Source organism: Nocardioides pantholopis (assembly GCF_003710085.1).
Classification (GTDB): Bacteria; Actinomycetota; Actinomycetes; order Propionibacteriales; family Nocardioidaceae; genus Nocardioides; species Nocardioides pantholopis.
The window spans coordinates 879421-898001 of record NZ_CP033324.1; the positions used below are offsets into that span (position 1 = coordinate 879421).

The following is an 18581-nucleotide window of genomic DNA, read 5'->3' on the forward strand; positions in this document are numbered from 1 at the left end:
CCACCCATGTCCGACCCCCGCGCCGGATCTTCCGACGTCGCAACCCAGCCCGCCTCCACGGGCGGAGCGGGCGGTGTCGCCGTCGAGCTCGAGGGGCTGCAGCGCCACTACGGGCAGGTCCGCGCGCTCGACGGGCTCGACCTGCGCATCGAGCCCGGCGAGCTGGTCGCGCTGCTCGGGCCCTCCGGGTGCGGCAAGACCACTGCCCTGCGGATCGTGGCCGGGCTCGAGGGGCAGGACGCCGGCACCGTGCGGGTGGGCGGTCGCGACGTCTCCGGCGTCCCCGCCAACAAGCGGGACATGGGGATGGTCTTCCAGGCCTACAGCCTCTTCCCGCACCTGACCGTGCTGGAGAACGTCGCCTTCGGGCTGAAGCTGCGGGGCCGCTCCCGCAAGGAGCGCCGCAACCGGGCCGGCGACATGCTGGACCTGGTGGGGCTGGGGGAGCACCACGACCGCTACGCCACCCAGCTCTCCGGCGGCCAGCAGCAGCGGGTCGCGCTGGCTCGGGCGCTCGCCATCGAGCCGGCGGTGCTGCTGCTCGACGAGCCGCTCTCGGCGCTGGACGCCAAGGTGCGGGTGCTGCTGCGCGAGGAGATCCGTCGCGTCCAGCTCGACGTCGGGACCACGACGCTCTTCGTCACCCACGACCAGGAGGAGGCGCTGGCCGTCGCCGACCGGGTCGGTGTGATGAACGCCGGCCGCCTGGAGCAGATCGCGACGCCGGCCGCGCTCTACGACGCCCCGGCCACCGCGTTCGTCGGCCAGTTCGTGGGTCTTTCCAACCGGATGCCGACGCGCGTGCAGGGCGGTACCGCCCGGGTGCTCGACACCGACCTGCCCGTGCTGGCCGGATCGGCGAGCGGCGCCGGCCACGCGCTGGTGCGCCCGGAGTCGCTGGTCGTGGAGCCGGACCCCGCCGGCAGCGGCAGCGTCGTGTCGGTCTCCTTCCTCGGGGCGCTCTCCCGGGTCACGGTCACGATGCCCGACGGCATCTCGCTGGTCGCCCAGGTGCGCAGCAGCCTCGGCGAGCAGCTCGCCCCGGGGCAGCGGGTCCGGGTCGCGGTGACGCCGACCCCGGTGCTCGTCGTCGCCGCAGAGGCGTGAGCGCGCGGGAGTCCGACCCGTCTAGGGTTGGTGGCATGGAGGGACCCCTCGACCCCGCCGACCCGATGCGGCTGCGCGTCTCCGACACCGACCGGCACGCGGTGGCCGAGGTGCTGCGCGAGGCCGCGGGCGAGGGTCGCCTGGACGTGGACGAGCTCGAGGAGCGACTCGAGGCGACGTACGCCGCCAAGGTCTACGCCGACCTGGTGCCGCTCCTCGCGGACCTGCCCGGTGCCTCGCCGCTCCCGCAGGCGGCCCCCGTCGTACGTCGGGCCGGCACTCCCGCCTATCCGGGGCCGATCGATCACCTGCCGCGCCACACGAGCAGCCTGGCCATCATGGGCGGGCAGGACCGCAAGGGCGTGTGGGTGGTCCCGCCGGTGCACACGGCGTTCACGCTGATGGGCGGCATCGACGTGGATCTGCGCGAGGCCGTGTTCAGCAGCCCCGAGGTCGTGATCAACGCCAACGTCGTCATGGGCGGGATCGACATCATCGTCAACGCCCGCACCCGGGTCCAGGTCGAGGGCATCGGCATCATGGGCGCCTTCGAGGAGGGCCGCGCCAAGGTCGATCCCGAGATCGGCCCGGACTCCCCGCTGGTGCGGGTGCGCGGGATGGCGCTGATGGGCGCCGTGACCGTCGTGCGCAAGCCGATGCCCGGCCAGGGGCGCAAACGCCTCGGCCGGGCACCGTCCTGATCTGTCCTGACGCTGGTCCGGGAGGTCAGCCGGCGGCAGCGGGCTGCTCGGCGGCAGCCGCCATCGCCAGGCCCGGGATCTCGCCGGCGTGCTCGCGGTCCACGGTGAGGTTCTCGCCCGTCGACGGGTCGAAGAGGTGCATCTTCGCGGCGTCGACCCAGATCTCGGCCTCCTCGCCCTCGCGGACCCGGCTGGCGCCGTCGAGGGAGATCACCAGCTGGGTGCGCAGCGACTCGCCGTCGAGGTCACGCTCGAGCTGACGCAGCTGCTCCTCGACCTGCGGGGGCGCCTCGAACGGGACGTAGGCGTAGGTCTCGTTGCCGAGCCACTCCACCACGTCGACCTTCGCGCGGAAGGTCGAGTTGGGGTCGTTGCGGCCGGTGACCGAGGCGTCCTCGAAGTGCTCGGGCCGCAGCCCCGCCATCAGCAGCCCCTTGCCGGCCGCCCGCCGGGCCTTCTCCTCCGGGATCTGGACCGCGCCGAAGGGCAGCTTGACGGTGTTGCCGTCGACCTCGGCGGGCAGGAAGTTCATCGGCGGGGAGCCGATGAACCCCGCGACGAAGAGGTTGCCGGGGTTCTCGTAGAGCTCCCGCGGCGAGGCCAGCTGCTGGAGCACGCCACGCTTGAGCACCGCCACCCGGTCGCCCAGGGTCATCGCCTCGGTCTGGTCGTGGGTGACGTAGACAGTGGTGATGCCGAGCTTCTTCTGCAGCCGGGAGATCTCGGTGCGCATCTGGCCGCGCAGCTTCGCGTCGAGGTTCGACAGCGGCTCGTCGAAGAGGAACGCGTCGGCCTCGCGCACGATCGCGCGGCCCATCGCCACCCGCTGGCGCTGACCGCCGGAGAGGTTGCCGGGCTTGCGGTCGAGGTGCTCGTCGAGCTCCAGCGTCGCCGAGGCCTCCCGGACCTTGCGGTCGATCTCGTCGCTGCTCACCCCGGCCAGGCGCAGCGGGAAGGCGATGTTCTCGTACACGGTCAGGTGCGGGTAGAGCGCGTAGTTCTGGAACACCATGGCGAGGTTGCGGTCGCGCGGTGCGAGGTCGTTGACCTTGCGGTCCCCGATGATCATGTCGCCGGAGGTGATGTCCTCCAGGCCGACGATCATCCGCAGCAGTGTCGACTTCCCGCAGCCCGAGGGCCCGACGAGGATGACGAACTCCCCGTCGGCGACGTCGATCGAGACGTCGTTGACGGCCGGGAAGCCGTCGCCGTACTTCTTGACGATGTTCTTCATGCTGATGGCAGCCATGGGGTCACCCCTTCACAGCGCCGGAGGTGAGCCCGGCGACGATCTTGCGCTGGAAAATCAGGACGATGAGCACGATCGGGATCGTCGCGACGACGGCTCCCGCGGCCAGCAGCGAGGCGGGCCGGTTGAACGGGTCGGTCCCCACGAAGAACGACAGTGACGCCGGGATCGGTCGTGCCGCCTCGGTGGAGGTCAGCGAGATCCCGAAGACGAAGTCGTTCCAGGCGAAGAAGAACGTCAGGATCGCGGCGGTGAAGACGCCGGGGGCGGCCAGCGGGACGATGACCCGCCGGAAGGCCTGCCAGGACGTGGCGCCGTCGACCTGGGCCGCCTGCTCCATCTCCCAGGGGATCTCCCGGAAGAACGCCGAGAGGGTCCAGATCGCCAGCGGAAGCGTGAAGGACATGTAGGGGATGATCAGGCCCGGCCAGGTGTCGTAGAGGCCGAAGGCGCGCCACATGTCGAACAGCGGCCCCACCAGCGAGACCACCGGGAACATCGCGATGACCAGCGCCATCGTGAGCACCAGCTTCTTGCCCTTGAACTCCAGGCGCGCGATCGCGTACGCCGCGAGCGTGGCGATCATGACCGAGAGCAGCGTCGCGATCAGCGAGATGCCGATCGAGTTGATGATCGCCCGGCGGAACTGCTCGTTGTTCCACACATCGATGTAGTTCTGCCAGCCGGCGTTCGCGCCCTCGGCCGGCAGGAACCCGGGGCTGCCGTTGGTGATCGCGGACTGGGACTTGAAGGACAGCGAGATGATCCAGGCGACCGGCAGCAGGCACCAGACCAGGATCAGCGCACAGCCCAGGACCGTTCCGAGCTTCCTCATCTCAACCCTCCTGCCTGGCCTGGGCCAGGTCGACTCGGAACAGCTTCACGATCAAGAACGCGATCAGCACCACCGAGATGAACAGCAGCACCGACAGCGCCGAGCCGATCCCGAGCTGGAACTGCTCGATCGTCTGCCGGTAGGTCAGGAAGCTGATCGACTCGGTCTTCTGGGCGCCGGCGGTCATCACGAAGATGTTGTCGAAGATCCGGTAGGCGTCCAGGGCCCGGAACAGCACCGCGACCATGATCGCTGCCCGCATGTTGGGCAGGATCACCTTCCACAGCCGCTGCCACCAGGTGGCCCCGTCGACCTTCGCGGCCTCGATCATGTCCTCCGAGACCTGCGCCAGTCCGGCGAGCAGGAGCAACGACATGAACGGCGTGGTCTTCCAGATCTCGGAGACCATGATCGCGATCACGGCCGGCGTGGTCTCCCCGAACCAGTTGAACGTGGAGTCGATGAACGGCAGCCAGTCGTTGACGAAGCCGTTCTGGTAGCTGAACGCGAACTGCCAGGCGAAGCCGGAGACGACCGTGATGATGCCGTAGGGGATCAGGATCGAGGTCCGGATGACGCCGCGGGCGAAGATGATGCGGTGCATCACCATCGCGAAGCCGAAGCCAATGACCAGCTCGACCGCGACCGTGACCACCATGTAGAGCACGGTGATCCCGGTGGTCTGCCAGAACAGCGGATCGGTCAGCGCGGTGATGTAGTTGTTGAGCCCGATGAACTCCCGGTCGTCGGGGGCGGTCAGCGAGTAGTTGAACGTCGAGAGGTAGATCGCCCGGAGCATCGGGAACGCCGTGACCAGCAGCATCAGGATGATCGCCGGAGCGACCAGCTTCTGCCCGAGCCGCGCCTCCGCGCGGCTGCGATCGCTGGTGGGCGGCTTCCCGCTCGGGGTCGAGGTGTCCTCTCCGGCGGTGGCGACGTAGCTGGTGGTCACAGCAGGGCCTTCCCTTCGAGCACGTCCTTGAGGTACTTCGCGGACTCCTCGGGTGTGGACTCGGGGTCGACCGACATCGGCGAGTGCCACCGTGCCTGGATCGCGCTCGAGATCAGCGAGTAGTAGGCGCTCTTGGGGCGGGGGCCGCCCTCGTCGACGCTGGTCTGGAACAGGTCGAGCAGGTCGGCCGGATAGGCCTCGGTCAGCTCCGGCGCGTCGTACGCCGAGGCCCGCGAGGGCATCAGCCCGTCGGTGACCGCGAGCTGGGTCTGCGCCTCGGCCGTGGTCACGCACTGCGCGGCCTCCATCGCGAACTCGGGGTGCTCGCTGTAGGCGCCGACCCCGATGTCGATGCCGCCGAGCGGCGGCGCGGACGGGGTGTCCTCCACGGTCCGCGGGTAGCGCGCCCAGCCGAGGTCGCTGAACTGCTCCTCGGTGAAGTCGTTGGCGTCGGGATTCGGCTCGTAGTTCTTGTAGACGAACGTCCAGTTGACCATGAACTCCCCGGCCCCGCCGGGAGCCTCCGGGTCCGGCGGGAACATCTGCCCGAGGACGGTGCCCTCGTTGGCGACCGTGAGGTCGCTCTGGGCGGCGGGGGAGTCGACCAGCTTCTCGACGATCTCGGCGGCCTTCCGGCCGGCCTCGGAGTCGATGTCGACGCTGGCGTCCTTGCCGGCCTCGGTGTCGCTGACGACGTCACCGCCGGCGCCGAGGATCATCGCGTTGAGCCACACCGTGTAGCCCTCGTAGCGGTTGGCCTGGACGCCGACGGTGCCGTTGTTGTCGGCCGCCGCGTCGATGATCTGCTCCCAGGTCACCGGCTGCGTCATGTCGAGCCCGGCCGCCTCGGCGAGGGACTTGCGGTACCAGAGCACCTGGGTGTTGGCCCACTGGGGGATCGCGTAGATCTTGTCCTCCCAGGTCACGGTGTCGAGGGGACCCGCGAGGACGTCCCCGCCGTCGGCGAGCTCCGAGGCGACCTCCTCGGGCACCTCGACCAGCCAGCCGGCGTTCGCGAACTCCGGCACGAAGACCGGGTCGAGGCTCATCAGGTCGGTCGAGGAGTCCTCCGCGGCGAGCCGCCGGGCCAGCTGGGTGCGCTGGTCGGTGGCGCTGGAGGGCAGCAGCTGCACCTCGATGTTGTAGTCGTCGGTGCTGCACTCCGCGGCGAGCGCGGTGAGGGTGTCGACACCGTCGGGGTTGATGTACCAGTTCAGGGTCGGGGTGGCCGAGGCCTCCGAGCAGGCGGCCAGCAGCGCGGAGCCGAGGGTCAGCGTCGCTGCGGTCGCGAGCCCCTTGCGGAGCCTGGCCCGTCGGCGTCCCCGTCGCTGTGGTCGAGCAGACAGATGCATGATGCGACCCTCCCCGTTCCTGTGGCTCCCGTCACATGGGTCTAGTCCCCTTGTGGCTATTTGTCCATAACCGACGGGTCCGTGCGGGAAACGTCACAACCCGCAGCGGGGTGCCTCAGGTCCGGTCTGCGGTCCGGCGTACGGCCCGCGCGAGGGTCTCGTGGAGCTCGGTGGGGAGGTCGTGCCCGAGCCCGTGGACGAGCAGGAGCTCGGACCCCGGCACCGACCGGGAGGTCGCCCGGCCGCCGGAGACGTGCACCATCTTGTCCGCGAGTCCGTGCACGACCAGGACCGGCATCCGCAGCGAGCGGAGCCGGGCGCTGCGGTCCGGCTGGGTCAGGATCGCGAGCATCTGGCGCAGCACGCCGGCGGGGTTCAGGCCGCGGTCGAAGGTCTCCTCGGCCCGCCGCCGCGCCGACTCCTCGGGCTCGGGGTAGCCCGGCGACCCGATCCGGCTGCTGCCGCGCACGCTGGCCTCGACGTACACCTCGCGCTCGGTGCCGCGGGGCGCCAGGAGCATCGGGAACAGCGCCGGGTGCTGCCAGCCGACCGTGCGCTTGCCGGTCGTGGACATCATGGTCGTCATCGACCGGACCCGCTCCGGGGCGGTGATCGCCATGGTCTGGACGATCATGCCGCCCATCGAGACGCCGAAGACGTGCGCGGCCGGCAGGCCCAGGTGGTCCAGCAGCCCGAACGCGTCGGCCGCCAGGTCGTCGAGCGTGTACGGCGCGCGCACCGGGCGGCCCAGGAAGGCCCGCACCACCATCGAGCGGGTGACCCGGCCGGTGAGGCGGCTCGAGCGCCCGGTGTCGCGGTTGTCGAAGCGGATCACGAAGAAACCCTGCTCCGCCAGCAGCCGGCACAGCGACGTCGGCCACCAGGTCATCGGGCCCCCGAGACCCATCACCAGCAGCAGCGGGTCGCCGTCGGGGTCGCCGAAGGTCTGGTAGCACAGCTCGACCCCGGGTCCCACGGGGGCGAACAGCTCGCCGGACTCCGGGACCCGGGCGTCCGGCTCGTCGGGCACGGTGGATCCGGTCGTCCCGGGGGTCACGGAGCTCATGGGGTCAGTGTGCCGCGCGCGGTTCGGCGTGCAAGACCGGCCTCCGGCCTCAGTGCCAGAACCGGCCTCCGGCCTCAGTGCCAGAACCGGCCTCCGGCCTCAGTGCCAGAACCGGCCTCCGGCCTCAGTGCCAGAACCGGCCTCCGGCCTCAGTGCCAGAACCGGCCTCCGGCCTCAGTGCCAGAACCGGCCTCCGGCCTCAGTGGTCGAAGTCGATGGCCGAGAACGCCCGCAGCTTCTCCAGCTTGTGCTCGGAGGTGATCGAGCGGATCGTGCCGCTGCGCGAGCGCATCACCAGCGAGTGCGTGGTGGCCCCACCCGCGCGGTAGCGCACCCCGCGGAGCAGCTCGCCGTCGGTGATGCCGGTGGCGACGAAGAAGCAGTCGTCGCCGGTGACCAGCTCGTCGGTGGTGAGCACCTTGTCGGGGTCGAGGTCCAGGCCGGCGTCCAGCGCCCGCTGCCGCTCCTCGTCGCCCTGCGGCCACAGCCGGCCCTGGATGGTGCCGCCGAGGCACTTCATCGCGCAGGCGGTGATGATGCCCTCGGGGGTGCCGCCGACGCCGAGCAGCAGGTCGATGCCGGTCTCCGGGCGCGCGGCCATGATCGCGCCGGCGACGTCGCCGTCGGAGATGAACTTGATCATCGCGCCGGTCGCGCGGATCTCCTCGACCAGGTCGGCGTGCCGGGGCCGGTCGAGCACCATCACGGTGACGTCGGAGGCGTTGGAGCCCTTGGCCTTGGCGACCCGGGCGATGTTCTCGGCCACGGGGAGCCGGATGTCGACGACGTCGGCCGCCTCCGGGCCGGTGACCAGCTTCTCCATGTAGAAGACCGAGGAGGGGTCGTACATCGAGCCGCGCGGGGCCACGGCCAGCACCGAGACGGCGTTGGTCATCCCCTTGGCGGTCAGCGTGGTGCCGTCGATCGGGTCGACCGCGACGTCGCACTCCGGGCCGGTTCCGTCGCCGACGTGCTCGCCGTTGTAGAGCATCGGGGCGTTGTCCTTCTCGCCCTCGCCGATGACGACCACGCCGTCCATGCCGATGGTGGAGATCATCACCCGCATCGCGTTGACAGCGACGCCGTCGGCGCCGTTCTTGTCCCCGCGGCCGACCCAGCGGCCGGCGGCCATCGCGGCTGCCTCGGTGACGCGTACCAGCTCGAGGGCCAGGTTGCGATCGGGCGTCTGGGGGTCGGTGCTCAGGTCCTCGGGCATGCCCGAACCCTATCGGTCCGTGCGGGGCCCGCCGATCAGGTCCGGTACACCGAGACTTCGGTGGCCTTGACGCTGAAGGTCACGGCCCGGCCAGGGACCAGGTCGAGATCGGCGACCGCGTGGGCGGTCACGTCGGCGGCGAGGTCGCCGGCGCGGACCCGGACCCGGTCGCCGAGCGGCTGCAGGTCCGTGACGACGACCGGCAGGCTGTTGCGGGGGCTGCCGCCGGGCGCGGTGGCGAAGACCGCGACCGCGTGCGGAGCGAAGACGGCGACCGCCTCCTGGCCGGGGCCGGGCGGGGGTCCCGCGACCATGCCGTGCACGTGCAGGCCGTCGGGCGAGCGCACCCCGTCGTCCCAGCGGCCCGTGACCATGTTCAGCCCCGCGATCCGGGCGGCGAAGGCGCTGCGCGGGCGCCGGAGCACCTCGGCGGTGGGCCCCTCCTCGACCACCCGGCCGCCCTCGACCACGACCACCCGGTCGGCCAGGAGCAGCGTGTCGAGGACGTCGTGGGTCACCAGCAGCACGGTCCGCTCGGCCAGCACCCGGCGCAGCATCTGGCGCAGGGCCGGTGTCGCGCCGACGTCGAGCGCGGCCATCGGCTCGTCGAGCAGCAGCAGCCGCGGCATGGCGGCCAGGGCCCGGGCGACCGCGACCCGCTGGGCCTGGCCGCCGGAGAGCTCGCCCGGCCGGCGATCGGCCAGGGCGTCGGCGTCGACCTCGGCCAGCCAGTGCCGCGCCCGCTCGCGTGCCGTCCCGCGGCGTACGCCCGCGCTGCGAGGGCCGAACGCCACGTTGTCCAGGACCGTGAGGTGGGGAAACAGCAGGGGGTCCTGGGCGAGCATCGCCACCTGGCGATCGTGGGCCGGCACCCAGGCGCGGCCGGCGAGCTCGCGGCCGTCGAGCGCCACCCGGCCGCCGTCGGGCCGCAGCACGCCGGCGACCGTCTCCAGGACCGTGGACTTGCCGGCGCCGTTGGGCCCCAGGAGTGCCACGGTCTCGCCGGGCGCCACCCGCAGGTCGATGTCGACGCCGCGGTCGGGGACGACCACCCGCGCCGCCAGGCCGGACCCGGGGCCGGCGACGGGGCCGGGCGGACTCGTCGTCGGGCCGGTCACTGGGCCCGCCCCTGGCGGGCCAGCCCGATGACGAGCACGGCGACGACCACCAGCACCAGCGAGAGCGCCACGGCGCCGTCCACGTCGGTCTCGCGCAGCAGGTAGATCTCCAGCGGCAGCGTGCGGGTCACGCCCTCGAGACTGCCGGCGAAGGTGATCGTCGCCCCGAACTCGCCCAGCGAGCGCGCGAACGCCAGCACGGTCCCCGAGAGCAGCCCTGGCAGCACCAGCGGCAGCGTGATCCGTCGGAAGACGGTCGTCGGGCCGGCGCCCAGCGAGGCCGCGACCACCTCGTAGCGCTGACCGGCGGTGCGCAGCGCGCCCTCCAGGCTGACGACGAGGAACGGCAGCGCGACGAACGTCTGGGCGAGCACGACCGCCGTGGTCGAGAACGCGACCTGGATGCCGAGCACCTCCAGGTGCTCGCCGAGCAGCCCGCGCCGTCCGAAGGTGTAGAGCAGCGCGATGCCGCCGACCACCGGCGGCAGCACCAGCGGCAGCAGCACCAGCGAGCGCAGCAGCCCCTGGCCGCGGAACCGGGTCCGGGCCAGCACCGTGGCCATCGGGACCCCCAGCAGCACGCAGAGCACCGTGCTGGTCGCGGAGGTGCGCAGGCTCAGGCCCAGGGCGGCCCGGGAGGACTCGGAGGTGATCAGCGTCGGGAAGTCCGCCCACGGCACTCGCGCGAGGATCGCCACGAGCGGGAGCAGCACGAACGCGGCACCGAGCGCGGCGGGGACGAACAGCCAGCGGGGCAGGCTCATGGCGCGGGGGCGAACCCGGCGGCCCGCAGCACCCGCTGGCCCTCCGGTCCCAGGACGAGGTCGCGGAAGGCGGCGGCCAGGTCGGGCTCGGCGGACCCGGCGACCGGGACGATCGGGTAGCGGTTCGCTGCCGCGCCCGGCGCCGGCACGTCGACCCCGGCCACGGCGCCTCCCGCGGCGAGGACATCGGTGACGTAGACCAGGCCGGCGTCGGCCTCGCCGGAGCGCACCTTGCCGAGCACGTCGCTCACCGACTGCTCCTCGCTCACCGGCTCCAGGGCGACGCCGGCGGCGCGGGCGGCCCGGGCCGCAGCCGCGCCGCAGGGCACCTCGGGGGCGCAGAGCACCAGGCGCAGGCCGGGACGGGCGAGGTCCGCGACCGAGCGGACGTCGGCCGGGTTGCCGGGCGGCACGGCGATCTCGAGGGCGTTGGTGGCGAACACCTCCGGCGTGCCCGTGGCCAGGTCCTCCTCGACCAGCGTCCCCATCGTCGGCTCGTCGGCAGCGGCGAACACGTCCGCGGGGGCGCCCTCGCCGATCTGGGCGGCCAGGTCGGAGGACCCGCCGAGCACCAGTTCGACCTCGACGCCGTCATGGTCGGCCTCGAAGAGCGTCGCGATCTCCTCGAAGGTGGCGGCCAGCGACGCCGCGGCGTACACCCGCAGCGTGGGCGCCTCGGCGTCGCCGGAGCAGCCGGTCAGCGCCAGCAGCAGGGCCGCCGCCCCCAGGGCGCCCCGGGACCTCATGGTCGCTCGACCACGACGTTGGTGGACTTCACCGAGGCGATGGCGCGGACGCCGGGCTCCAGGCCGAGCTCCTCGGCGGCCTCGGTGCTCATCAGCGAGACCAGCCGGTAGGGGCCGCAGATCAGCTCGACCTGCGCCATCACGGTGTCCTTGACGACCCGGGTCACGATGCCCTCCAGCCGGTTGCGGGCGCTGACCGAGGCGGCGCGGCTCTGCTCGCGGTCGGGATGGCGCGCGAGGGACTCGGCCAGCTCGGCCAGGTCCCGGCCCGCGACCACCGTCCGGCCGCCGAGGGTGCTGGTCGGCACCCGGCCCGCCTCCGCCCATCGGCGCAGGGTGTCGTCGCTGACGCCGATCAGGTCGGCAGCCTCCGAGATCCGGTACGTCGTCACCGCCGTCACTATGCCGCATCTGCGGCCGGATCGGGCCTCTGGGCCCGCATCTGCCGATCCCGCCCTTCTGTCCACCCGGACGTGGCTCGCGCGGGCGGACCTGTGAGGATGGAGGCGTGAGCGACCAGGGCACCGGAGGCAGCGCACCCGCGGGCGGAGCCGGACGACCGGGGCGGTACCAGACCTCGATCCGCGGCCTGATCGGGGCGATGGTCGTGCTGCTGCTCGCCGTCGCCGGGTTCGTGGTGTTCCGGGAGGTCACCCGCGACAACCCGGAGTTCGAGGTGGAGCCGGTCGAGTACCTCGGCGCGGTCGCCGACCAGCAGCGGGCCGGACGGACAGTCGTCTATCCCGCGAGCCTGCCGAAGGGCTGGGTGGTCACCTCGATCACCTACACGCCGGGCGACCGCCCCGGCTGGGGGATGGGCATCCTGACCGACGACGGCACCTTCGCGGGCCTGCGCCAGCAGGAGGAGTCGCTGGTCCAGCTGCTCGACGTCTACGTCGACGAGGAGACCACCGAGACCGAGCCGATCACCGTGACCGGCTCGGTGGCGCCGCGGTGGGAGGGGTACGCCGACGAGGGCGGCGACCACGCCTACGCGGCCGAGCTGGGCGAGGAGACCGTGCTGGTCTTCGGCTCCGCATCGCAGGCGGACCTCGAGGAGCTCATCGAGGAGCTCACGACCGCACCCGTGCGCTGAGCGCCGCTCAGTCGTCGGGGGTGTCGAGCGCCTCGTCCAGGCGCTTGCGGGCGCCGTCGAGCCACTCCTGGCACAGCGTGGCGAGCTGCTCGCCGCGCTCCCACAGGGCGAGCGACTGCTCCAGGGTGGTGCCGCCCGCCTCGAGGCGGCGGACCACCTCGACGAGCTCCTCGCGGGCCTCCTCGTAGGAGGGCTTCGGGTCGGCCCCGCGGTCAGCCATCGGTGTCTCCCGGTTCAGTGTGGGGTTCGGTCAGGGGCTCGGTCTCGGTCGTGGTGGCGTGCACGCGGCCGTCGGCCACCCGGACGCTGATCGCGGCCCCGGCGGCGACCTGGGCCACCGAGGTGACCACGTGCCCCTCGGCGTCCTGGAGCACGGCGTAGCCGCGCTGCAGCGTCGCCAGCGGGGACAGCGCCCGGGCCCGGGCGCGCTGGTGGCCGACGTCGTCGGCCGCCCGGTCCAGCGCGTGGGAGAGGGTACGCCGGGCCCGGCCCCGCAGCGCGAGCACCTCGTCACGGCGTACGTCGAGGAGATGGCGGGGGTCGGCGAGCACCGGCCGGGAGCGCAGCGCGTCGAGTCCGGACTGCTCGCGCTCCAGCATCGCGCGGGTGGTGGCGCGGATCCGGTCGCGGGCCCACACGACGCCGCGCAGTTCCTCGACCACGTCGGGGACGACCAGCTTGGCGGCGTCGGTGGGCGTGGAGGCGCGCACGTCGGCGACCAGGTCCAGCAGCGGGCTGTCCGGCTCGTGGCCGATCGCGGAGACGACCGGGGTGCGGACCCGGGCGACCGCGCGGATCAGCGCCTCGTCGGAGAACGGCAGCAGGTCCTCCACGGCGCCGCCGCCGCGGGCGACGACGATGACGTCGACGTCCGGGTGCCGGTCCAGGCGCTCCACGGCCTCGATCACCTCGGCGGCCGAGCGCGTCCCCTGCATCGCGGCGTACGCGACCTCGAAGCGCACCGCTGGCCACCGGCGCCGGGCGTTCTCCAGGACGTCGCGCTCCGCGGCGGAGTTCGGCGCGGTGACCAGCCCCACGGCCCCGGGCAGGAACGGCAGCGGCCGCTTGAGCTCGGCGGCGAACAGGCCCTCGGCGGCCAGCAGCTGCCGGCGCCGCTCGAGCTGGGCGAGGAGCTCGCCGAGGCCGACCATCCGGATCTCGCGGGCGAACAGCGACATCGTGCCGCGGTTGGCGTAGTAGGAGGGCTTGGCGTGCACGACGACGCTGGCGCCCTCGACCAGCGGCGGGTTGAGGCCGTCGAAGAGCACCCGCGAGCAGGTGACCGGGACCGAGATGTCGGCGACGGTGTCGCGCAGGGTCAGGAACACGGTGTTCAGCCCCGGGCGGCGGCTGACCTGGGCGACCTGTCCCTCCACCCAGACGGCGCCGAGCCTGTCGATCCAGCCCGCGATCGCGTTCGCGATCTGGCGCACGGGAGCCGGCGAGCTCGGCGAGGTCTCCATGGCCATGGCCGCGAGATTAGGGCACGGGCCCGACATCCCTAGACTGGAGGCATGAGTACCCACGTGGGCATGCCGCCGGTCCTGAGCCCCGAGGAGGCCGAGAAGGCAGTCCTCCTGGCGGCTCCCCGGGGCTATTGCGCCGGCGTCGACCGGGCGGTCGTCACGGTCGAGCAGGCGCTGGACCTGTACGGCGCGCCGGTCTACGTCCGCAAGCAGATCGTCCACAACAAGCACGTCGTGCGCGACCTGGAGTCCCGCGGCGCCATCTTCGTCGAGGAGCTCGACGAGGTCCCGGAGGGCCAGACGGTCGTCTTCTCCGCCCACGGCGTCTCGCCCGCCGTGCACGAGGAGGCCGGGCAGCGTGGCCTGCGGAGCATCGACGCGACCTGCCCGCTGGTCACCAAGGTCCACCACGAGGCCAAGCGGTTCGCCGCCGACGACTACGACATCCTGCTGATCGGCCACGCCGGGCACGAGGAGGTCGAGGGCACCGCTGGGGAGGCCCCCGAGCACATCCAGCTCGTGCAGGGGCCCGAGGACGTCGACAAGATCGTGGTCCGCGACCCGTCCCGGGTCGCCTGGCTCTCGCAGACCACGCTGTCGGTCGACGAGACGCTCGAGACCGTCGCCGCGATCCGCGAGCGCTTCCCCGAGCTGCTCGACCCGCCCAGCGACGACATCTGCTACGCCACGCAGAACCGCCAGCTCGCGGTCAAGGAGATCTCCCCGGACGCCGACCTGGTCATCGTGGTCGGGTCCGGCAACTCCTCGAACTCCGTGCGCCTGGTCGAGGTCGCCCTCGAGGCCGGGGCGAAGGCCTCTTACCGCGTCGACGACGCCAGCGAGATCGACGAGGCCTGGCTCGAGGGGGTCCGCACCGTCAGCGTCACCAGCGGCGCGAGCGTCCCCGAGTCGCTGGTCGACGGGGTGCTGGCGTTCCTCGCCGAGCGCGGCTACCCCGACGCCAAGGCCGTGCACAGCGCCGAGGAGTCGCTGATCTTCGCGCTCCCCACCCAGCTGCGTCGCGACCTCAAGGCGGCTGCGGCGGCAGCGAAGGCCTGATCGTGGCCCGCTACGTCGACCTGCACCCCGACAACCCCCAGCCGCGCCTGGTCGGCAAGATCGTCGCGGTGATGCGCGACCAGGACGCGCTGATCGCCTACCCCACCGACTCCGGCTACGCGCTGGGCTGCCGGGTCGGCAACCGGGACGGGCGCGACCGGATCCTGCGCATCCGCGGCCTCGACGAGCGCCACCACTTCACGCTGGTGTGCCGGGACTTCGCCCAGCTCGGACAGCTGGTGAAGGTCGACAACGCGGCGTTCCGGGCGATCAAGGCGGCGACGCCGGGTCCCTACACGTTCATCCTGCCGGGCACGCCGGAGGTGCCGCGCCGGCTGCTGCACCCGAAGAAGAAGACGGTGGGTGTGCGGATCCCGGACCACCCGGTCGTGCAGGCGCTGCTGGCCGAGCTCGGCGAGCCGATCCTGTCCAGCACCCTGATCCTCCCCGGCGAGACCGAGCCGCGCACGCTGGGCTGGGAGATCAAGGAGGACCTCGACCACGACGTCGACGTCGTCATCGAGGCCGGGGAGACCCCGGCGGAGCCGACCACCGTCATCGACTGGTCGGAGGGCTCCCCGGAGGTGCTGCGTCGGGGCGCGGGCGACCCGGAGCGCTTCGAGGCGTGATCAGCGGGCGCCCCTGGACCAGCACCCGGTGCCGGATCGCCAGGCAGCCCAGGCACAGGGCGTAGCCGACCAGCAGCGCGAGGCTGTGGTGGGAGAGCCCGGAGACCACCGCCTGCACGGCCCCGTCCTGCGGGTGCGCGATCGCGCCGGGGGTCGTGGCGGCGAGCAGCACGAAGACCGTGACCATCACCAGCGGTGGCAGCACGCCGACCGTGAAGAAGTCCGAGACCCGCACCAGCAGCGCCGCGGCGATGCTCGCGGCCACGAACGCGAGGTCGAAGAGCCAGCCGAGGTCGCCGCCGAGCCAGACGTCGAGGACCGCGGCGCTGAGCCCGAGGGCGAGCGCGAGCGCGACGACACCGCGGCCGGGCTCATGGCCCTGCTCCCACAGAGTGCGGCCCTGGCTCACCGCCCACCTCCTCTACAGCGCCACCGTAGAGTCCCGCTCCGGTCCGTCCGAGGCGACGCGCCGGTCCACGGCGTGCAGCTCGACGGCCCGCGGGGCGGGCAGCTCGGCCTCGGTCACCGCCAGGTCCTGGAAGCGCCGGGCCGCGACCAGCACCCGGGACTCCAGGGAGCCCACCGCGGAGTTGTAGTGGCCGACAGCGGCGTTCAGCGAGCGGCCGACCGAGTCCAGGTGGCCGGTCAGGTGCCCGAGCCGGGTGTGCAGCTCCCGGCCGAGCCGGTGCACCTCGCGGGCCTGCTCGGCGAGCGCCTCATGGGTCCAGCCCTGGGCGACCGTGCGCAGCAGCGCGATCAGCGTGGTGGGGCTGGCCAGCACGACCTCGCGCGCGGCGGCGTACTCGAGCAGGCCGCCGTCGGCCTCCAGCGCGGCGGCCAGGAACGACTCCGCCGGCACGAAGAGGACGACGAACTCCGGGGTCTGCGGCAGCGAGCGCCAGTAGGCCTTCGACGAGAGCCCGTCGATGTGGGTGCGCAGCTGGCGGGCGTGCCGGGCGAGGTGGTGGTCGCGCTCGGCGTCGTCCCCGGCGCCGGTCGCGTCGAGGTAGGCGTCGAGGGGGACCTTGGCGTCGACGACGACCTGCCGGCCGCCGACCAGGCGGACCACCAGGTCCGGGCGCCGGGCGCCGTCGTCGAGGCGGACCTGCTCGCTGAAGTCGCAGCGGTCGACCAGCCCGGCGAGCTCGACGGCCCGGCGCAGGTGCATCTCGCCCCAGCGGCCGCGGACCTGGGGCTTGCGCAGCGCGGTGGACAGCGAGCGGGTCTCCTGGCGCAGGGTGTCGGTGGTGTGGCGCATGTCGTCGACCTGGGCGGCGAGCTGGCCCTGCCAGGTGGCCCGGGCGTGCTCGAGGGCGTGCACCTGGTCGCTGAGCCGGTCCAGCCCCTGCATCACCTCGGCCTGGTCGACCATGCCCTGCCCGACGCCCTCGACGTACGTCGGACGGCTGCGGGCCCACAGCACCCCCACCAGCGCGCCCAGGGCCAGCCCGACCGCCAGGGTGAGGACCAGGGCGAGGAGCGTCGTCGTGTCCATGGCCACAGCATGGACCGCGGCGCCGACAGTGCTGCGGGCTCAAGGGCTGCGGGGCGGGACCGTCCGGAGCGCCCGGACGCGTGACCCGGGCGCAGGCGGGGTAGTTGGTAGGACGCAGTCGCCCCCAGTCGGTCACAGTGAGGACCTCATGCCGCCCCAGACCATCGCTCGTCGCTACCACGTGCTGCGCGAGATCGGCCGCGGCGGGATGGGCAGTGTGTGGCTGTGCCACGACGAGCGCCTGGACCGGGAGGTGGCGGTCAAGCAGGTCGGCGGGCTGCCGGGGGAGTCGAGCATGCACGTCGCCCGCGCGCTGCGCGAGGCGCGGTCCTCGGCCGCGCTGAACCACCCGAACGTCGTGTCGATGTTCGACGCGGTCGAGGACGGTGACCACGTCTGGCTGGTGATGGAGCACGTGCCCTCGCGCAACCTCTCGCAGGTGATCGCCGAGGACGGGGCGCTGCCGCCCGCGCGGCTGGCCCGGATCATGGCCCAGGTGGCCGACGGCCTCGCCGCGGCCCACGCGCGCGGCACGATCCACCGCGACGTCAAGCCGGGCAACATCCTGGTGGCCGACGACGACACCGCGAAGATCTCCGACTTCGGCATCGCCCGCACGATGGGCGACCAGCAGCTGACCCAGACCGGCATGCTGTCGGGGACCCCCCTCTACTTCTCCCCGCAGCTGGCCCGCGGTGGCGACCCCACGCCGCAGGACGACGTCTGGGCCCTCGGCGCGACGATCTTCGCCGGGCTCGAGGGCCGTCAGCCGTGGCCGGAGCAGACGAACTCGCTGGCGATGCTGGTGCAGATCGCGAACCAGCCGGCGCCGGTGCCCCGGGCGGGCGGGCCGCTCGCGACGGTGGTGCGCCGGACCATGAACCCCGACGCGGACGCCCGGCCCTCGATGGCCGAGGTCGCGCGCCAGCTGCACGCGATCGCCGACGGGGTCGCCAGGGCCGACGGCGGGGCCGCCGACACCGAGCCGGACACCAGCGTGCTTCCCGCCGACACGACGGAGACGCCGGTACCGGCCCCGGTCCCCGCGCCCGCACCGGCCCCCTCATCGGCCCCCGCACCGGCCTCCGCGCCGGCCCCCGCACCGGCATCGGGCTCCGGTCCGGCTCCCGCCGAGCCCGGCGTACGCCGCCGCGGCCCGGTCCTGCTCGCCGCCCTCGTCGCCGCGCTGGCCGTGGTCGTGGTCGGCGGCCTGGCGCTGCTCACCGGCCCGCTGGCGGACGACGACGGGCCGGGCCCGTCGGCGGGCGCCCCCGAGCGCTCGGCCGGGGCCTCCCCGTCGGACCGGCGGTCGCCGTCCCCGCCCTCGGGCGAGGAGGACGGCGGGGAGGGCGGCAGCGGGACGCCCGCCCCGGAGGCGACCCCCGACTCGACCCAGGCCGCGCCGGCCGGCTCCGGGCGCGGTGGGCCGCAGGGCTTCGTGGCCGACTACTACTCGCTGCTGCCGGCGAACACCGAGAGCGCCTGGGCGCTGCTCGGGCCCGGGGTGCAGGAGACGGTCGGCAGCTACGAGGACTACGCCGGCTTCTGGGCCACGATCGACTCGGTCAGCGTGGACGACACCGCGCCGGGCGGCGCCGGCGCGGTCGAGGTGACGCTGACCTACGACGGCGGCGAGCAGGAGGTGCGCCGGATCGAGGTCGAGCGCAGCGGCGACGGCTACCTGATCGTCGACGACGAGGTGGTGGGCTGAGCCGCCGCCTCGCGGCGGG

Annotated in this window: 20 protein-coding genes; 6 read left to right on the forward strand and 14 right to left on the reverse strand. The window is 73.0% G+C overall.

The window, feature by feature from the left end; all coding sequences use genetic code 11:
- Positions 1-6: 6 nt before the first annotated feature.
- Both EBO35_RS04115 and EBO35_RS04120 read left to right on the forward strand, forming a co-directional pair.
- On the forward strand, positions 7-1107 hold the full coding sequence (locus tag EBO35_RS04115) for an ABC transporter ATP-binding protein (protein ID WP_122816594.1): 1101 nt from the start codon (positions 7-9) through the stop codon (positions 1105-1107).
- A gap of 35 nt (positions 1108-1142) precedes the next feature.
- Positions 1143-1808 (forward strand): DUF1707 SHOCT-like domain-containing protein, encoded by a 666-nt coding sequence (locus tag EBO35_RS04120; protein ID WP_206422660.1) that lies wholly within the window; start codon positions 1143-1145, stop codon positions 1806-1808.
- Between the two features lie 25 nt (positions 1809-1833).
- Here the strand turns inward: EBO35_RS04120 and EBO35_RS04125 are convergent, their stop codons facing one another.
- From EBO35_RS04125 to EBO35_RS04170, 10 genes are all read right to left on the reverse strand, one after another.
- Positions 1834-3057 (reverse strand): ABC transporter ATP-binding protein, encoded by a 1224-nt coding sequence (locus EBO35_RS04125; RefSeq protein WP_122816595.1) that lies wholly within the window; start codon positions 3055-3057, stop codon positions 1834-1836.
- A 4-nt stretch (positions 3058-3061) separates the two neighbouring features.
- Entirely contained in the window at positions 3062-3892 is an 831-nt protein-coding gene (locus EBO35_RS04130; protein ID WP_122816596.1) for a carbohydrate ABC transporter permease, read from the reverse strand.
- 1 nt (position 3893) lies between these two features.
- The gene (locus EBO35_RS04135) at positions 3894-4844 is read right to left on the reverse strand and encodes a carbohydrate ABC transporter permease (RefSeq protein ID WP_241153856.1); all 951 of its coding nucleotides are present in this window, start codon (positions 4842-4844) and stop codon (positions 3894-3896) included.
- Complete coding sequence (locus tag EBO35_RS04140) at positions 4841-6196, reverse strand: extracellular solute-binding protein (protein WP_122816597.1); 1356 nt, start codon at positions 6194-6196, stop codon at positions 4841-4843. The genes EBO35_RS04135 and EBO35_RS04140 overlap by 4 nt, the downstream gene beginning before the upstream one ends.
- A 115-nt stretch (positions 6197-6311) precedes the next feature.
- Entirely contained in the window at positions 6312-7262 is a 951-nt protein-coding gene (locus EBO35_RS04145) for an alpha/beta fold hydrolase (protein ID WP_122816598.1), read from the reverse strand.
- Between the two features lie 199 nt (positions 7263-7461).
- Positions 7462-8478 (reverse strand): class II fructose-bisphosphatase, encoded by a 1017-nt coding sequence (gene glpX, locus EBO35_RS04150; protein WP_122816599.1) that lies wholly within the window; start codon positions 8476-8478, stop codon positions 7462-7464.
- A gap of 35 nt (positions 8479-8513) precedes the next feature.
- Positions 8514-9596 (reverse strand): sulfate/molybdate ABC transporter ATP-binding protein, encoded by a 1083-nt coding sequence (locus EBO35_RS04155; protein WP_241153857.1) that lies wholly within the window; start codon positions 9594-9596, stop codon positions 8514-8516.
- Positions 9593-10360, reverse strand: a complete 768-nt coding sequence (locus EBO35_RS04160) for an ABC transporter permease (protein WP_122816600.1) — start codon at positions 10358-10360, stop codon at positions 9593-9595. Before EBO35_RS04160 ends, EBO35_RS04155 begins: the two co-directional genes overlap by 4 nt.
- Positions 10357-11106, reverse strand: a complete 750-nt coding sequence (gene modA / locus EBO35_RS04165) for a molybdate ABC transporter substrate-binding protein (RefSeq protein WP_122816601.1) — start codon at positions 11104-11106, stop codon at positions 10357-10359. The genes EBO35_RS04160 and modA overlap by 4 nt, the downstream gene beginning before the upstream one ends.
- A complete protein-coding gene (locus EBO35_RS04170; RefSeq protein WP_122819293.1) occupies positions 11103-11498 on the reverse strand; it encodes a TOBE domain-containing protein in 396 nt (131 codons plus the stop codon). The genes modA and EBO35_RS04170 overlap by 4 nt, the downstream gene beginning before the upstream one ends.
- Positions 11499-11614: 116 nt before the next feature.
- Between EBO35_RS04170 and EBO35_RS04175 the strand changes: the two genes are divergently transcribed.
- Positions 11615-12202 carry a DUF4245 family protein gene (locus EBO35_RS04175; RefSeq protein ID WP_122816602.1) on the forward strand — a complete coding sequence of 196 codons (588 nt, stop codon included), beginning with the start codon at positions 11615-11617 and terminating at the stop codon, positions 12200-12202.
- Between the two features lie 7 nt (positions 12203-12209).
- Here the strand turns inward: EBO35_RS04175 and EBO35_RS04180 are convergent, their stop codons facing one another.
- Together EBO35_RS04180 and xseA are read right to left on the reverse strand one after the other, a co-directional pair.
- A complete protein-coding gene (locus EBO35_RS04180) occupies positions 12210-12422 on the reverse strand; it encodes an exodeoxyribonuclease VII small subunit (protein WP_122816603.1) in 213 nt (70 codons plus the stop codon).
- Complete coding sequence (gene xseA, locus EBO35_RS04185; RefSeq protein ID WP_122816604.1) at positions 12415-13671, reverse strand: exodeoxyribonuclease VII large subunit; 1257 nt, start codon at positions 13669-13671, stop codon at positions 12415-12417. The genes EBO35_RS04180 and xseA overlap by 8 nt, the downstream gene beginning before the upstream one ends.
- 45 nt (positions 13672-13716) lie before the next feature.
- Between xseA and EBO35_RS04190 the strand changes: the two genes are divergently transcribed.
- Complete coding sequence (locus EBO35_RS04190) at positions 13717-14727, forward strand: 4-hydroxy-3-methylbut-2-enyl diphosphate reductase (protein ID WP_164477799.1); 1011 nt, start codon at positions 13717-13719, stop codon at positions 14725-14727.
- 2 nt (positions 14728-14729) lie between these two features.
- Positions 14730-15356, forward strand: a complete 627-nt coding sequence (locus EBO35_RS04195; protein WP_122816605.1) for an L-threonylcarbamoyladenylate synthase — start codon at positions 14730-14732, stop codon at positions 15354-15356.
- On the opposite strand, the gene EBO35_RS04200 is transcribed toward EBO35_RS04195, so the two are convergent.
- Together EBO35_RS04200 and EBO35_RS04205 are read right to left on the reverse strand one after the other, a co-directional pair.
- The gene (locus tag EBO35_RS04200) at positions 15283-15765 is read right to left on the reverse strand and encodes a DUF6542 domain-containing protein (protein ID WP_122816606.1); all 483 of its coding nucleotides are present in this window, start codon (positions 15763-15765) and stop codon (positions 15283-15285) included. The genes EBO35_RS04195 and EBO35_RS04200 overlap by 74 nt on opposite strands.
- Before the next feature lie 12 nt (positions 15766-15777).
- On the reverse strand, positions 15778-16851 hold the full coding sequence (locus EBO35_RS04205; RefSeq protein ID WP_122816607.1) for a DNA recombination protein RmuC: 1074 nt from the start codon (positions 16849-16851) through the stop codon (positions 15778-15780).
- Positions 16852-16999: 148 nt separating this feature from the next.
- Between EBO35_RS04205 and EBO35_RS04210 the strand changes: the two genes are divergently transcribed.
- Entirely contained in the window at positions 17000-18562 is a 1563-nt protein-coding gene (locus EBO35_RS04210) for a serine/threonine-protein kinase (RefSeq protein ID WP_164477800.1), read from the forward strand.
- Positions 18563-18581 lie beyond the last annotated feature (19 nt).

What these genes read in the sequence shown, in the direction of transcription:
- EBO35_RS04115 (WP_122816594.1), top strand. Translation starts at nt 7, where the DNA reads ATGTCCGACCCCCGCGCCGGATCTTCCGACGTCGCAACCCAGCCCGCC.
- EBO35_RS04120 (WP_206422660.1), top strand. Translation starts at nt 1,143, where the DNA reads ATGGAGGGACCCCTCGACCCCGCCGACCCGATGCGGCTGCGCGTCTCC.
- EBO35_RS04125 (WP_122816595.1), bottom strand. Translation starts at nt 3,057, where the DNA reads ATGGCTGCCATCAGCATGAAGAACATCGTCAAGAAGTACGGCGACGGC.
- EBO35_RS04130 (WP_122816596.1), bottom strand. Translation starts at nt 3,892, where the DNA reads ATGAGGAAGCTCGGAACGGTCCTGGGCTGTGCGCTGATCCTGGTCTGG.
- EBO35_RS04140 (WP_122816597.1), bottom strand. Translation starts at nt 6,196, where the DNA reads ATGCATCTGTCTGCTCGACCACAGCGACGGGGACGCCGACGGGCCAGG.
- EBO35_RS04145 (WP_122816598.1), bottom strand. Translation starts at nt 7,262, where the DNA reads ATGAGCTCCGTGACCCCCGGGACGACCGGATCCACCGTGCCCGACGAG.
- glpX (WP_122816599.1), bottom strand. Translation starts at nt 8,478, where the DNA reads ATGCCCGAGGACCTGAGCACCGACCCCCAGACGCCCGATCGCAACCTG.
- EBO35_RS04160 (WP_122816600.1), bottom strand. Translation starts at nt 10,360, where the DNA reads ATGAGCCTGCCCCGCTGGCTGTTCGTCCCCGCCGCGCTCGGTGCCGCG.
- modA (WP_122816601.1), bottom strand. Translation starts at nt 11,106, where the DNA reads ATGAGGTCCCGGGGCGCCCTGGGGGCGGCGGCCCTGCTGCTGGCGCTG.
- EBO35_RS04180 (WP_122816603.1), bottom strand. Translation starts at nt 12,422, where the DNA reads ATGGCTGACCGCGGGGCCGACCCGAAGCCCTCCTACGAGGAGGCCCGC.
- xseA (WP_122816604.1), bottom strand. Translation starts at nt 13,671, where the DNA reads ATGGCCATGGAGACCTCGCCGAGCTCGCCGGCTCCCGTGCGCCAGATC.
- EBO35_RS04190 (WP_164477799.1), top strand. Translation starts at nt 13,717, where the DNA reads ATGAGTACCCACGTGGGCATGCCGCCGGTCCTGAGCCCCGAGGAGGCC.
- EBO35_RS04205 (WP_122816607.1), bottom strand. Translation starts at nt 16,851, where the DNA reads ATGGACACGACGACGCTCCTCGCCCTGGTCCTCACCCTGGCGGTCGGG.
- EBO35_RS04210 (WP_164477800.1), top strand. Translation starts at nt 17,000, where the DNA reads ATGCCGCCCCAGACCATCGCTCGTCGCTACCACGTGCTGCGCGAGATC.